Below are 14274 nucleotides of genomic sequence, written 5' to 3'. Positions count from 1 at the left end.
CGGCTGCTCCCTCGGAGGATCACCTCGCTTGACTGACTGGCATCAGGCCCGGGCCGCTCTCAGTCTTCGCTTATGGGCAGGATGTAGTTCTTGAACTCCGTGTCCTCACGAAATCCCATGGATTCATAGGTCTTGCGCGCCACTTCGTTGTCGCTGCTGGTGGAAACCCGCATACGCACGGCATGGGTTTCCTTGGCCATCTTCTTCGCAGTGCGCATCAGGTTGTCGGCCACCAGTTGGCGGCGGGCATCCTCGGCGACATAGATGTCATTGAGGATCCACACACGCTTGAGGGACAGGGACGAGAAGCTCGGATAGAGCTGGCAGAAGCCCAGCAACTTGCTGCTGTCGTCATCGGCCAGGGCCAGGTAGATCACCGACTCCTTGCGCCGCAGGCGCTTTTCCAGGAACGCCCGGGAAGAGTCCGGGTAAGGCAGGGCGCCATAGAACTCGCGGTACTTGACGAATAGCGGGGTCAACAGATCCAGGTGCTCGAGGGTTGCTTGAGTAATCCGCATGATGGCTCTCAACTTCAAGTGGATGTGACGGCACAGGTTGGAGAACTCGGGCAGCCGCGTTGCGATGCTGCCCAAAGCGGTTAAAAAGCGCAATCGTCTTGCAAAATCACACTTGGGGCGGGCCCAGGAGGAAGTTGCCCTTCATGTCCGCGGGCGAGTCGCTGTCCAGGGTCTGGACCTGCGCCTCGTCCTTGAGGTTCACCCCCGACAATTGCCGGCGGCAGGCTTCGCGCATCAGGTACAGCAGCCGATGGGCGGCCATGCCGTAGCTCAGGCCCTCCAGGCGTACGTTGGAGATGCAGTTGCGGTAGGCATCGGTGAGCCCGACCTTCGGCTGGTAGGTGAAATATAGCCCCAGACTGTCGGGAGAGCTGAGTCCCGGACGCTCGCCGATCAGGATGACCGTCATCTTGGCGCCCAGCAGTTGGCCGATTTCGTCGGCCACCGCCACCCGGCCCTGTTCCACCAGGATCACCGGCGACAGCGACCAGCCTTCGGCGGCGGTCTGTTCTTCCATGCGCGCCAGGAACGGCAGGGTATGGCGATGCACGGCCAGCGCCGACAAGCCATCGGCCACCACGACCGCCAGGTCGACCCCGCCGGGGTGGGCCTGGGCATATTCGCGCAGGGCCTGGGCCGACTCGTCGCTGAGCCGGCGCCCCAGGTCAGGGCGTTGCAGGTAGCTGTGGCGATCGGTGGCGGCGCTGTGCAGCAGCAGGCTGTCGCGGCCCCGCTCGGCCAGCTGGGCGCTGAGTCCGGCATGGTCGAACGGCAGGTGCACGGCATCCCGGGCCTGGGCATGGGCGAACTGGAAATCCAGCTGGGCGCCAGTGGGCAGGCTGGTGCCGGTGCGGCCCAGGGCGATGCGCGCCGGGGTCAGGCGGCGCAGTTCCAGCCAGGGGTTTTGCGAGTCGCTCGGGTGTTTTTGCATGAGCCTGTTCCTTATCCCAACTGGGCCAGTGCCTGGCGGAAGGCCGGTGGCAGGTTGTTGCCGAAATGCACCTTGCCGTCGGCCTGGGTGAAGATCCCGGTCCGTGCCAGCCACTGCTCGAATTCGGGCGCGGGCTTCAGGCCCAGGGTCTGGCGGGCGTAGAGGGCGTCGTGGAAGGAGGTGGTCTGGTAGTTGAGCATGATGTCGTCGGACCCCGGGATGCCCATGATGAAGTTGATCCCGGCCACCCCCAGCAGGGTCAGCAGGTTGTCCATGTCGTCCTGGTCGGCTTCGGCGTGGTTGGTGTAGCAGATGTCGCAACCCATGGGCACGCCCAGCAGCTTGCCGCAGAAATGATCCTCCAGGCCGGCGCGGATGATCTGCTTGCCGTTGTACAGGTACTCCGGCCCGATGAAGCCGACCACGGTGTTGACCAGGAACGGCTTGAAGTGCCGCGCCACGGCGTAGGCGCGGGTTTCGCAGGTCTGCTGGTCGACGCCGAAGTGGGCGTTGGCCGACAGCGCGCTGCCCTGGCCGGTCTCGAAGTACATCAGGTTCTGCCCCAGGGTGCCGCGGTTCAGGCTCAGCCCTGCTTCGTAGCCTTCCTTGAGGATGTTGAGGTTGATGCCGAAGCTGGCGTTGGCCGCCTCGGTGCCGGCGATCGACTGGAACACCAGGTCCAGGGGCACGCCACGGTTGATCGCCTCGATGGAAGTGGTGACGTGGGTCAGCACGCAGGCCTGGGTGGGAATCTCGTAGCGCTGGATGATGGCGTCGAGCATCTCCAGCATGGCGCAGATCGAGGCGATGCTGTCGGTGGCCGGGTTGATGCCGATCATGGCGTCGCCGTTGCCGTACAGCAGGCCGTCGAGAATGCTCGCGGCGATGCCGGCCGGCTCGTCGGTGGGGTGGTTGGGCTGCAGGCGGGTGGACAGGCGCCCGCGCAGGCCCAGGGTGCCGCGGAACTGGGTCACCACGCGGATCTTCTGCGCCACCAGCACCAGGTCTTGCAGGCGCATGATCTTCGATACCGCGGCGGCCATTTCCGGGGTCAGGCCCGGGGCCAGGTCGCGCAGGCTCTGCTCGTCGGCGGCGTCGCTGAGCAGCCAGTCGCGGAAGCCGCCGACGGTCAGGTGGCTGACCGGGGCGAAGGCCGCCTTGTCGTGGCTGTCGATGATCAGCCGGGTGACTTCGTCGGATTCGTAGGGAATCAGCACCTCTTCGAGGAAGTGCTTGAGGGGGATGTCCGCCAGGGTCATCTGGGCGGCCACCCGCTCGCCGTCGTTGAGGGCGGCGACCCCGGCCAGGAAGTCCCCGGAACGGGCGGGGCTGGCCTTGGCCATGACTTCCTTGAGGCTATCGAAGCGATAGGTCTGAGAACCTACGCTGTGGGAAAATTGGGCCATCTCAGTCTCCGTTTCAACGATGTAGGGGCGTTGCCGAATGCTGGCGGATCATCAGGATGCCACCTTCTTCAGCAGGTTTTCCAGACGGTTGCCGGCAGCCCGGTGCTGGAGGATGGCAAAGGCCTTTTCCGCCACCAGGCTGCCGCCTTCCAGCGGCGGCAGGCCGCCGCTGTAGATGTTCGAGATCACGGTGTATTCGTAGCCGATACCCGGGTTGCCGCTGAACTGCGCCGCCGCGCGCCGGGCCTGGTCGTCCGGCAGGCGATAGCCCAGGTAGGCGGACATGCTGCGCGAGGCCAGGGCATCGCCGCCGGGACGTTCGCCGATCAGGACGATGATCAGCTGCGGTTGCAGCGCCTCGCCCACCGACTCCGCCAGCTTGACCCGGCCGTAAGGCGCGAGGATCGGTTGGCCGATACGCAGCTGGCGGCTGCGCAGGCCGTCCATCAGCACCGGGAGCAGCTCGGGAATGTTGTGGTGGATGGCCTCGGCGCTGAGGCCATCGGAAATCACGATCTGCACGTCGTTGTATTCCGGCTGCAGTTGGCGCAGTACCTCTTCGGTCAGGCGTGCCCCCAGTTCCGGGTCTTGCAGGTGGGCCAGCTTGTCCGGGGCGGCGGTGCGCAGCTCGCGCAGGGGAATCTCGCCGATCTCGGCCGGGCGCAGGTCGACGTAGATCGCCTCCCGGGCCACCGCCAGGTTGGCCCGCACGATGCGCGAGACCGTGTTGGCCGGGCGCGGCCCGGCATTGTCGAAACCGTAGGTGGCCGGGGTGGACTCCAGCAGGCGCTGGAAGTCGATGTCCGACTCGCAGAAGATCCGCGGGTTGCCCCAGTTCGGCCCGCGCTCGACGTTGCCATGGGCATCCTCCTGGAAGATCCCCTTGCCCAGGGCCCAGCGCAGGTACTCCGGAGCCGGCGCCAGGTCGTGGACTTCGCGCAGGGTCTGGTTGTCGTGGGCGCTGGTATCGAAGTAGGCCAGCATGCGATCGGTGCTCAGGTACACGTCCATGAAGAAGTTGGCGCCGGCCGCGGTCAGCAGCTCGGTGGCCATCTGCTGGCCTTCCAGGGTCACCTGGGAGTGCAGGGTGTAGCAGGGCGCCATGCCCATGGGCAGCCCCAGCAGCTTGCCCATGAACTGGTCCTGCAGGCAGGCGTAGGTCATCTCGAAGTTGTCGAGGTGGGTTTCCGGGCCGATGAAACCGGTGACGTTGTTGACCATGTACGGCCGGTAGCGCCGGGCCAGGCCGTAGCACAGCGCCTCGCAGGTGGTCATGTCGATGCCTTCGTGCTTGCCATAGGTCAGCTCGCTGCCCTGGCCGGTCTCGAAGTACATGAAGTTTTCCGCCACGTCCCTCAGCGGGCCACGCTCGGCCATGGCCTGCCAGGCCTGGTCGAGCAGTTGCACGGTGACGTCGAACTCGTCGGTCAGGGTGCGCTCGGTGCCCGCCAGGCTCTGGAACATGATTTCCACCGGCGCGCCCTGGTCCAGGCAGGCCAGTTGGGTCTTGATGTGCGACAGCACGCAGATCTGCGTGGGTGCCCCGGTTTCCCGGCGCAGCTTGTCCAGGTGGCACAGGGTGGCGCGGATGTTGTCCACGGTGTCGATGGCCGGGTTGAGGCCGATCAGCGCGTCGCCCGAACCCATGCTCAGCCCGGTGTACACCAGCAGGGTGATGCCGCTGAGGTTGTCGGTGGGGTGGTTGGGCTGCAAGCGCGACGACAGGGTGCCGGGCAGGCCCACCAGGGTCCGGGCCTTGGCGGCCGCACCGCTCTTGAGCTTCTTGGACAGCAGGATCAGCTCGTGCACGTCCAGCAGCTTGGCCAGGGCGGCGACCATCACCCCGGTCAGGCCCGTGCCGATGCGGCGGATCTGCGTGCCATGGCTACGCAACAGGCGGTCCTTGAGGGCGCCCAGGGTCAGCCCGGATATCTCGGCGAACACCTGGTGGTCGATGTCGTAGTTGACCTGCATGACGCTGTCGATACGGCCATGGCGGTCGGTCAGGGGATGCTCGAAGTAGTGGCCCAGGGTCAATTCCGAGAGCACCTTGCGGGCCGCTTCGCGAGTGATTTCGTCGGCCGCCGCCAGGCCGGCCACGCGGTCCCCGGCCTTGCTGATGTCGGCGGCGCCGAGTACCGCCTTGAGATTGGCGAAGCGGATTTCGCGATCCAGGACCCGGGTGCCGTAGCTGCGCTCTGCGGGCACCTCGGGCAGGCGGATGTGCTGGAGTTCGGTGAGTGGCATGGCAGGACTCTCCTTGGTTCGCATCGCCTCAGTGCACGCCGTAGAAGGCGACGGGCACGATGTGCTGATGGGGTTTTCCCAGGTTGATGAAGTGCGCCGAGCGCTCGCGTACCTCGTCGATGACGATCAGGTTGCAGGCACTGCGCCCCCAGTCCGTGGCGTAGTTGCCCAGGACCTTGCCGATGTTGCTTTCCAATAGCAGCACCAGTGGCCACTGCGGTGCCGGGGTCGCCGCTTGCAGGGCCTGGGCCAGGCGCGTGCCCAGTTGGCGGACCTGCTCCAACCGGGGAGCCTGGCCGCCATCGAGCAATTGCAGGCAGGCACCGTCGCGACTGCCCAGGGCCAGGCCCAGGGCGTCGCGCAGTTGGCGCTCGCTGGCGTCGATGGGCAGGCGCGCGACGATGGGCAGGTCCTTGAGCGGTAGCGCCTGTGGTCGTGGCAAGAACAGGGTGCTGCCGGAAATCTCGGTGTTGTGCAGGGTCAGGCCATAGACCGTGGCCCGCCCGCGGTTTTCCGGCAGCAGCCGGTTGGCATCCCCCACCAGCCGGGGCTGGCGAGCGATGGCCAGGGCCAGGTCGATGCCCAGGTCGCCATAGAAGGTGGTGCCGGGTAGCGTTTCGCCTTGCAGGTGGCGATAGAGCAACTCGCCGACGCCACCGGAAAACGTCAGCGCGGCACTGGCATGGCCTTGGGGTAAAAGCAGCGGCAACTGCTCGACCAGCCGGCCCAGCGGACTGGCGAAGAACGCCCGGTCGCCCTCGGCGATCGCCAGCAACGCTGCGATGTACCAGGCGAGGACGGCGTCCCGCTCCGGAGGCATGAGCTCCTGGCCGGGCTCCCTGGCGATGCCCAGGTGCTGGAGCAGGGCCCGGCCGTACGCCGAGATTTCCCTGAGCCGATAGCTGCCGGGTTCGAATTGCAGGTGCCGGGCCCCGATGAAATGGCAGCCACTGGCCAGGACGTTGCCATCCAGGCCCCAGGCGGCATTGCTGGTACCGCCGCCGATATCCAGGTTGAGCAGGGGCTGCTGGCGATGGAAGCGGCTCAGGGCCGAACAGCTGCCCATGAAGGCCAGCCAGGATTCCAGGCCGCCGTCGTCGGCCCGGGTCACCAGGACGTTGCCGAGCCGCTGTCCCACCTGTTGCGCCAGGGCCTGGGCATTGTGTCGCCGGGCAGCCAGGCCGGTGATGATCACCCCGCCGGCAAACAGCTGTTGCGGGCGGACTCCGGCCTGTTCCAGCCAGCCTTCGATCAAGTCGCCGATGGCCCCGGTGTCGATGATGTCGTCCTTGAACGGCGTGAACACCGGGTCGCCGCGAAACAGTACGCGGGGTTCATTGAGGGCCATGCGTCCGGTGACGCACTGGCTGCTGAGGCTGGCCTGGGCGATCAGCGCGCTGCTGGTGGTGGAGCCGAAGTCCAGCCCCAGCAGCAACACCGGTGCGCCGCCCGTGATGGCTGGCATGCAGGCGTTCCTTGTCGTGCCGGGCTCAGGCTGTGGCCTTTTGCCCGGGCCCTACTGGCGCTTCCTGCACGCTATCGCCCAGGTACTCGCCCTCGGCGATGATCCCGGCCGCACGGTCCTGGGCTTCCAGTTGCAGGGCCTTGGGCACCGACAGCCAGTAGGCCAGGCCCACGGCGACGAAACCGGCGCTGAGCTTGCCGATCAGCACCGGCAGGATGATGGTCGGCTGGAAGTTGGCGGTGAAGGACAAATGGTCGCCCAGCAGGAAGGCCGCGCAGACACCGAAGGCGATGTTGACCACCTTGTCCTTTGGCGGCATGTAGCGCACCAGGCGGAACATCGCCAGGATGTTGGCGATGGTGGCCAGCATGCCGGCGCTGCCCACGGCGCTCAGGCCGACCTTGCCGCCCAGGCTCTCCAGGGGCTTGCCCAGGTATTTGCGCAGCAGGTAGACCATGGGGAAGGCCCCGGCCAGCATGATGCCGATGTAGCCGGCGGTTTCCAGGGCGCGGGTCTGGTCCTCGGCGTCGGCGATGATCGGGTGGAAGCCCCAGTTGCCGAAGACCGTGGTGAACACGCCGGTGAAGTGCTGGACGATCGACGCCACCAGCACCAGCTTGATCACTGCGTCCAGGGTCCGGCCGAAGATGATGAAGCCCTTGATCATCAGGTCCGGCAGGAAACGCAGGCCCAGGGCCAGGGCCACGACGAAGATCAGGATCGGCAGCAGGTTGGCGAACAGGCCACCCACGGCCAGGGCCAGTTGGTAGCTGGCCTCGGAGTTGGTGCTGACCAGCTCACGGACCATCGGGTTGCTGAAGGCCAGGATCAGGCTGGCCACCATCACCCCGACCGGGATGGTCAGGATGCCGGACATGATCCCCAGGGCCATGTACTTGTGGTCGCGCTTGTCGAGCATCGCCAGGCCCATGGGGATCGAGAAGACGATGGTGGCGCCGCCCATGAAGCCGGTGATCAACGCCATCACCAGCGCTTCCTTGCTGGCCGCCAGGGCCGAGGCCAGGTGGTAGCCGCCCATGTCCGAGGCGATGATCATGGTCGCCGCCAAGGCCGGGTCGGCGCCCAGGGATTCGAAGAAGGGCCCGAAGACCGATTCGATCAATACGGTGAGATAGGGGATGGAAGCCATGATCCCCGCCGCCGGCACGAAGATGTAGCCCGTGGCGTGGATGCCTTCCATGAACTCCTTGCCCAGCCCGCGATCGCTGTCATAGATGGCAGCGAGGGCGCCGAGCACGGCGCAGAGCATGATGAGGTAGAGCACGTAGTTGCCGATCTGGTCCATTGCTTTGCTCCCTAGTCTTATTGTTTTTCAAGGCTCTTGTTCGAGCCCGGGGCTGTGCGCGCGAGGTCGTTGACTCAGAACTTCCGACAGCAGCGTCCCGTCCGGCAAGCCAGTGGCACCGGACCACGAAGGTATAGAGGTGCGGCAGGGCCGCGAAAAACCTCCCGGCGACCGTGGGGCCGCCGGGAGGGTCGATCAGAAGAAGCCCAGCGGATTGATGTCGTAGCTCACCAGCAGGTTCTTGGTCTGCTGGTAGTGGTCGAGCATCATCTTGTGGGTCTCGCGGCCCACGCCGGATTTCTTGTAGCCACCGAACGCGGCGTGCGCCGGGTACAGGTGGTAGCAGTTGGTCCACACGCGACCGGCCTTGATCCCACGGCCCATGCGGTAGGCGCGGTTGATGTCGCGGGTCCAGACCCCGGCCCCGAGGCCGAACTCGGTGTCGTTGGCGATCGCCAGGGCTTCGGCTTCGTCCTTGAAGGTGGTGATGCTCACCACTGGGCCGAAGATTTCTTCCTGGAATACGCGCATCTTGTTGGTGCCCTTGAGCAGGGTCGGCTGGATGTAGTAGCCGGTTGCCAGGTCGCCTTCGAGTTTCTCCACCTTGCCGCCGGTGAGCAGTTGCGCACCTTCGTTCTTGGCGATGTCCAGGTAGGACAGGATCTTGTCGAACTGCTGTTCGGAAGCCTGGGCGCCGACCATGGTGTCGGTGTCCAGCGGGTCGCCACGCTTGATCTGCTCGATCTTCTTCATCACCGCCTGCATGAATTCGTCGTAGATCGACTCCTGCACCAGGGCGCGGGATGGGCAGGTGCAGACCTCGCCCTGGTTGAAGAACGCCAGCACCAGGCCTTCGGCGGCCTTTTCGATGAACTTGGGCTCGGCCTGCATGATGTCTTCGAAGAAGATGTTCGGCGACTTGCCGCCCAGTTCCACGGTGGACGGGATGATGTTCTCGGCGGCGCATTTCATGATGTGCGAGCCCACCGGGGTCGAGCCGGTGAAGGCGATCTTGGCGATGCGCTTGCTGGTGGCCAGGGCCTCGCCGGCTTCGCGACCGAAACCTTGCACCACGTTGAGTACGCCTTTTGGCAGCAGGTCGCCGATCAGTTCCATGAGCACGGTGATGCCCAGCGGGGTCTGCTCGGCGGGCTTGAGCACCACGCAGTTGCCGGCGGCCAGGGCCGGGGCCAGTTTCCAGGCGGCCATCAGGATCGGGAAGTTCCACGGGATGATCTGGCCGACCACGCCCAGCGGTTCATGGATGTGGTAGGCCACGGTGTTGCCGTCGATCTCGGCGGCGCTGCCTTCCTGGGCCCGCAGGCAGCCAGCGAAGTAGCGGAAATGGTCGGCGGCCAGGGGGATGTCGGCGTTCAGGGTCTCGCGTACGGCCTTGCCGTTGTCCCAGGTTTCGGTGATGGCCAGCAGTTCGAGGTTCTGCTCGATGCGGTCGGCGATCTTCAGCAGGATCAGCGAACGGGCCTGGACCGAGGTCGCGCCCCAGGCATCGGCGGCGGCATGGGCGGCGTCCAGGGCTTTTTCGATGTCTTCGGCAGTGGAACGCGGGAATTCGGCGATCGGCTTGCCGTTCACCGGCGAGGTGTTGGTGAAGTACTGGCCTTTGATGGGCGCGACGAATTCGCCGTTGATGTAGTTGCCGTACTTGCTCTTGAACGAAACGATAGCGCCTTCAGTACCGGGGTGTGCGTAACGCATGGGGTATCTCCTGGCTTTTATGCTTATGGGGGAGGACGCGCTGTAGCGCATGGCAAGCGTAGAGCAAAGCCCGGGCCAGTGTGCCCCATGCCAGGTGAATCAAGGCCTTGTGACAGCAGGTCGCAGCCCCTGGGCCCGGACTGTGGCAAATCTGGCGCAGTATCGAGTGACATTTTGTAACCTTGATGGCACAACCTGTGACTTATGGGTCAAGCCGACGTTGCAATGCGGCCACGGCTGGAGGATGCTGATTCGCGTGTCGAATCCTGTCGGACCAATCCGCTGAATCCTCGGAGCTTTCGTCGGCGGGGAGCGATTCCCGGACTTCGGCGGCCACAGGATGGCGCCCGCGCGTGACAGCACAGCAGGAGAACAATAAGAAATGCACAGCAGCAATCATCTGACCCGCCATGCCCAGCAAGTGCTGACGGTCGCGCGGGGCAAGGCTCATCTGCAGGGACCTGGCAGCGATCCTTCCATTGCCCGTTCCTGGCTGCGCTGCCTGGAGGACTATCACCTCGACCCGGCCCTGGCCATGGCGCCGACGGTGCTCGAGCACGGTCGTTTGCTGGAGAGTCGCGAACGCCTGCGCGACGTGCTGCAGATCGCCGGCACCGAAATGGCCAACCTGCACCAACAGTTGTCCGGCGCCGGTCACGCGGTGCTGCTGACCGATGCCCGCGGGGTCATCCTCAACTGCATCACCGCTCCCAGCGAGCGCAAGATCTTCGAGCATGCCGGCCTGTGGCTCGGCGCCGACTGGAGCGAGGCCCGCGAGGGTACCAATGGCATCGGTACCTGCCTGGTCGAGCGCCAGTCGCTGACCATCCACCAGGACGAGCATTTCCGTGGCCGGCACACCGGCCTGACCTGCTCCGCCAGCCCGGTGTTCGACCCCCATGGCGAATTGCTGGCGGTACTGGACGTGTCTTCGGCCCGCCAGGATGTTTCCCGCCAGAGCCAGTTCCACACCATGGCCATGGTCAACCTCTCGGCGAAGATGATCGAGAGTTGTTACTTCCTGCGTTACTTCGAAAACCAATGGTTGCTGCGCTTTCATTTGCAGGCCGAGTCGGTGGGGCTGTTCAGCGAGGGGCTGCTGGCGTTCGACGGCGAAGGGCGGATTTGCGCGGTGAACCAGAGCGCCCTGAACCTGCTGGGGCATATTCGCGGTGGTCTGCTGGGCAAGCCCGTGGAGAGTTTTTTCGATTGTTCCCTGGACGAGCTGTTCGGTCGTGCCAGCCTCAATGCCAGCGCCAGCTGGCCATTGCGCACCCGGGATGGGCGGCGGTTGTTCGCCTTGTTGCGCGGTGTCCCGCAGCCCGTCACGCCACCCTTGTTGCGCGCGCCGCTGGAAGTGCTCCAGCCCCGCGCCCCGGGGATCTGCCTGGGGGACGCCGGCCTGCAGAACGATTTTCGCCGGGCTTCGCGGGTGTTCGAGCGTGATGTGCCGCTGCTGATCAATGGCGAGACCGGCTCCGGCAAGGAGGCGTTCGCCAAGGCCGTGCACCAGGGCAGCGTCCGGGCGGACAAGGCCTTTGTCGCCCTCAACTGCGCGGCGATCCCGGAAAGCCTGATCGAGAGCGAACTGTTCGGCTACCGCGGCGGCAGCTTCACCGGGGCGCGCAAGGAAGGCATGCGCGGCAAGCTGCAGCAGGCCGACGGCGGCACCCTGTTCCTGGACGAGATCGGCGACATGCCCCTGGCCTTGCAGACCCGCTTGCTGCGGGTCCTGGAGGATCGGCTGGTGGTGCCCATCGGCGGCGAGCCGCAACCGGTCAACGTGCGCATCATCAGTGCCACTCACCGCGACCTGCAGGAGCGGGTGCGCGATGGCAGCTTCCGCGAAGACTTGTACTACCGGCTCAATGGCCTGGAGATTGCCCTGCCGGCTTTGCGTGAGCGCAGCGACAAATCCCAACTGCTGGACTTTCTCCTGGCCGAGGAGGCGGGCACGCAGCCGGTGGGCCTGGACGAGGCTGCACGCCAGGCGCTGTTGGGCTATTCCTGGCCGGGCAACGTGCGGCAGCTGCGCAATGTGCTGCGGACCCTGGCGGCTTTGTGCGAAGACGGTCGGATCGGCATCGACGACTTGCCGGCGATGATTCGCCAGGGCAGCCGCCCGGCCCCGGCAAGCGAAGCGCTCGAGGCGCAGCCGGAGCGCCCCCTGGACGACGCCGAGCGCCAGGCGCTGCTGGCGGCCCTGGAGCAGCAGCGCTGGCACATGACCCATACCGCCGAGCAGTTGGGGGTCAGTCGCAACACCTTGTATCGCAAGCTGCGCAAGCACGGCATTTCGCGCTGAGCCCAGGCACGTCCATCGCCCGCCGTGGCCCAGGCCGCGGCGGCATCTCCCCGTCAGCTAAAGGGTGCGATTTGCAGCCCTCTAGGCTACCCTGCGCCGATGTTTTATGAGGTCGACTATGCACATCCATATTCTCGGTATCTGCGGCACTTTCATGGGGTCGATGGCGGTTCTGGCCAAAGAGCTCGGCCACCACGTCACCGGCTCCGACGCCAACGTCTATCCGCCGATGAGCACCCAGCTGCAAGCCCAGGGCATCGAGCTGACCCAGGGTTATGACCCGGCCCAGCTGGACCCGGCGCCGGACCTGGTGGTGATCGGCAACGCCATGTCCCGGGGCAACCCGGCGGTGGAATATGTGTTGAACAAGGGCTTGCCCTATGTGTCCGGCCCGCAATGGCTGGCGGACCATGTGCTGCAAGGGCGTTGGGTCCTGGCGGTGGCCGGTACCCATGGCAAGACCACCACCAGCAGCATGCTGGCCTGGGTGCTGGAGCATGCCGGGATGAGCCCGGGCTTTTTGATCGGCGGCGTGCCGCAGAACTTCGCGGTTTCGGCGCGCCTGGGCGGCACGCCGTTCTTCGTGATCGAGGCCGATGAGTACGACAGCGCTTTCTTCGACAAGCGCTCGAAATTCGTCCATTACCGTCCGCGCACCGCGATCCTCAACAACCTCGAATTCGACCATGCGGATATCTTCCCGGACCTGGCGGCCATCGAGCGGCAGTTCCACCATCTGGTGCGGACTATCCCCAGCGAAGGCCTGGTGATCCACCCCACCACCGAGCCCGCCTTGCAGCGAGTGATCGAGATGGGCTGCTGGACGCCGGTGCAGACCACCGGCGCCGGTGGCCAGTGGCAGGTCAAGCTGCTCAGTGAAGATGGCTCGGCCTTTGAAGTGCTGTTCGAGGGGGTGAGCCAGGGCGTAGTGGAGTGGCAACTGACGGGCCAACACAACGTCGCCAACGCCTTGGCGACCCTGGCCGCGGCCCGTCATGTGGGCGTGGTGCCGGCCATGGGCATCGCCGCGCTGAGTGCCTTCAAGAGTGTGAAGCGGCGCATGGAGAAAGTCGCCGAGGTGCAAGGGGTGAGCATCTACGATGACTTCGCCCACCACCCGACCGCCATCGCCACCACCCTGGACGGCCTGCGCAAGCGTGTCGGCGAGGCGCCGGTGATCGCCATCATCGAGCCGCGCTCCAACTCCATGAAGCTCGGTGCCCACCGTGACGGCCTGCCGGAAAGCGTCAACCAGGCCGACCAGGTGATCTGGTACGCGCCGCCCAACCTGGGCTGGGACCTGGCGGCCACCGCGGCCCAGTGCACGGTCCCGTCGATCGTCAGCGATTCGCTGGACGGCATCATCGAGCGAGTGAAGAGCCAGGCCAAGCCCGGGACCCAGGTGGTGATCATGAGCAACGGCGGCTTCGGCGGCCTGCACGGCAAGCTGGCCGAGGCGCTGCAATGAACAACGGCCCGGAACGCATCACCCTGGCCATGACCGGGGCGTCCGGCGCCCAATATGGCCTGCGCCTGCTCGACTGCCTGGTCCGCGAGGACCGGGAAGTGCATTTCCTGATCTCCAAGGCCGCGCAGTTGGTGATGGCCACCGAGACCGACGTGACCTTGCCGGCCAAGCCGCAATTGATGCAGGCCTTCCTCACCGAATACACAGGGGCGGCGGCGGGGCAGATCCGGGTCTACGGCAAGGAAGACTGGATGTCGCCGGTGGCCTCTGGCTCCGGCTCGCCCGCGGCGATGGTGGTGGTGCCTTGTTCTACAGGCACCTTGTCGGCGATTGCCACCGGGGCCTGCAACAACCTGATCGAACGGGCTGCGGACGTTACCCTCAAGGAGCGTCGGCAATTGATCCTGGTGCCGCGCGAGGCGCCGTACTCCAGTATTCACCTGGAGCACATGCTCAAGCTGTCGAACCTGGGCGTGACCATCCTGCCGGCGTCGCCGGGCTTCTATCACCAGCCGCAGACCATCGATGACCTGGTGGATTTCGTCGTGGCGCGGATTCTCAACCTGCTGAATATTCCCCAGGACATGCTGCCCCGCTGGGGCGAACATCACTTGAGCAGCGATGAGTAAAGCCCTGCTGCTGTTGCTGGCCGCCCTGCAGTTGGGCGGCTGCGCCACGGCCCGCACCCTGGACGCGGCGAAGCCCGGGGCGCCGGTGGTTTACGCCGGAACGCGCCTGGACCTGTATGCAATGCAGGGGGGATGCTGCCCGGTGGATCGCTTCGGCGCCCAGGCGCCCGGTTATCCGGGGCTGGACCTGCCGGCCAGCGCCTTGCTCGATACCCTGTTGCTGCCGTTGTCGGCACTGACGGCGCTGGGGGTGGGGTTTCGTGCCACGGGCGGTTTGTAGCGC

At 65.7% G+C, this 14274-nt stretch carries 11 protein-coding genes; 4 read left to right on the top strand and 7 right to left on the bottom strand.

Annotated features, from left to right (window positions below):
• Nucleotides 1-59: 59 nt before the first annotated feature.
• The 7 genes from ACK6AU_RS06040 to ACK6AU_RS06010 form a co-directional block, all read right to left on the bottom strand.
• A complete protein-coding gene (locus ACK6AU_RS06040) occupies nucleotides 60-518 on the bottom strand; it encodes an N-acetyltransferase (protein ID WP_185698236.1) in 459 nt (152 codons plus the stop codon).
• A 106-nt stretch (nucleotides 519-624) separates the two neighbouring features.
• Nucleotides 625-1449 carry an ethanolamine ammonia-lyase subunit EutC gene (gene eutC / locus ACK6AU_RS06035; RefSeq protein WP_022641228.1) on the bottom strand — a complete coding sequence of 275 codons (825 nt, stop codon included), beginning with the start codon at nucleotides 1447-1449 and terminating at the stop codon, nucleotides 625-627.
• A gap of 11 nt (nucleotides 1450-1460) precedes the next feature.
• Entirely contained in the window at nucleotides 1461-2855 is a 1395-nt protein-coding gene (locus tag ACK6AU_RS06030) for an ethanolamine ammonia-lyase subunit EutB (RefSeq protein WP_185698237.1), read from the bottom strand.
• Between the two features lie 51 nt (nucleotides 2856-2906).
• Complete coding sequence (locus tag ACK6AU_RS06025; RefSeq protein WP_185698238.1) at nucleotides 2907-5102, bottom strand: ethanolamine ammonia-lyase; 2196 nt, start codon at nucleotides 5100-5102, stop codon at nucleotides 2907-2909.
• 28 nt (nucleotides 5103-5130) lie between these two features.
• On the bottom strand, nucleotides 5131-6567 hold the full coding sequence (locus ACK6AU_RS06020) for an ethanolamine ammonia-lyase reactivating factor EutA (protein ID WP_409298248.1): 1437 nt from the start codon (nucleotides 6565-6567) through the stop codon (nucleotides 5131-5133).
• A gap of 25 nt (nucleotides 6568-6592) precedes the next feature.
• A complete protein-coding gene (gene eutH / locus ACK6AU_RS06015) occupies nucleotides 6593-7873 on the bottom strand; it encodes an ethanolamine utilization protein EutH (protein ID WP_185698240.1) in 1281 nt (426 codons plus the stop codon).
• A 195-nt stretch (nucleotides 7874-8068) separates the two neighbouring features.
• Nucleotides 8069-9589 (bottom strand): aldehyde dehydrogenase family protein, encoded by a 1521-nt coding sequence (locus tag ACK6AU_RS06010; RefSeq protein WP_409298246.1) that lies wholly within the window; start codon nucleotides 9587-9589, stop codon nucleotides 8069-8071.
• Between the two features lie 382 nt (nucleotides 9590-9971).
• On the opposite strand from ACK6AU_RS06010, the gene ACK6AU_RS06005 reads away from it, so the two are divergent.
• From ACK6AU_RS06005 to ACK6AU_RS05990, 4 genes are all read left to right on the top strand, one after another.
• Nucleotides 9972-11894, top strand: coding sequence for a sigma-54-dependent Fis family transcriptional regulator (locus ACK6AU_RS06005; RefSeq protein WP_185698242.1), 1923 nt, complete (start codon nucleotides 9972-9974; stop codon nucleotides 11892-11894).
• 118 nt (nucleotides 11895-12012) lie between these two features.
• Nucleotides 12013-13362: a UDP-N-acetylmuramate:L-alanyl-gamma-D-glutamyl-meso-diaminopimelate ligase gene (gene mpl, locus ACK6AU_RS06000; protein ID WP_185698243.1), complete on the top strand. Its 1350-nt coding sequence runs from the start codon at nucleotides 12013-12015 to the stop codon at nucleotides 13360-13362.
• Nucleotides 13359-13991 carry a flavin prenyltransferase UbiX gene (gene ubiX, locus ACK6AU_RS05995; protein ID WP_022641219.1) on the top strand — a complete coding sequence of 211 codons (633 nt, stop codon included), beginning with the start codon at nucleotides 13359-13361 and terminating at the stop codon, nucleotides 13989-13991. The genes mpl and ubiX overlap by 4 nt, the downstream gene beginning before the upstream one ends.
• Complete coding sequence (locus ACK6AU_RS05990; protein ID WP_185698244.1) at nucleotides 13984-14271, top strand: YceK/YidQ family lipoprotein; 288 nt, start codon at nucleotides 13984-13986, stop codon at nucleotides 14269-14271. The genes ubiX and ACK6AU_RS05990 overlap by 8 nt, the downstream gene beginning before the upstream one ends.
• The last annotated feature ends 3 nt before the right edge of the window (nucleotides 14272-14274 follow it).

Origin of the sequence: Pseudomonas sp. KCJK8993, from assembly GCF_046230915.1 — a bacterium.
Classification (GTDB): Bacteria; Pseudomonadota; Gammaproteobacteria; order Pseudomonadales; family Pseudomonadaceae; genus Aquipseudomonas; species Aquipseudomonas piscis.
Note: the sequence above shows the minus strand (reverse complement) of the source record. Positions and strands in the feature narration are given on the sequence as shown.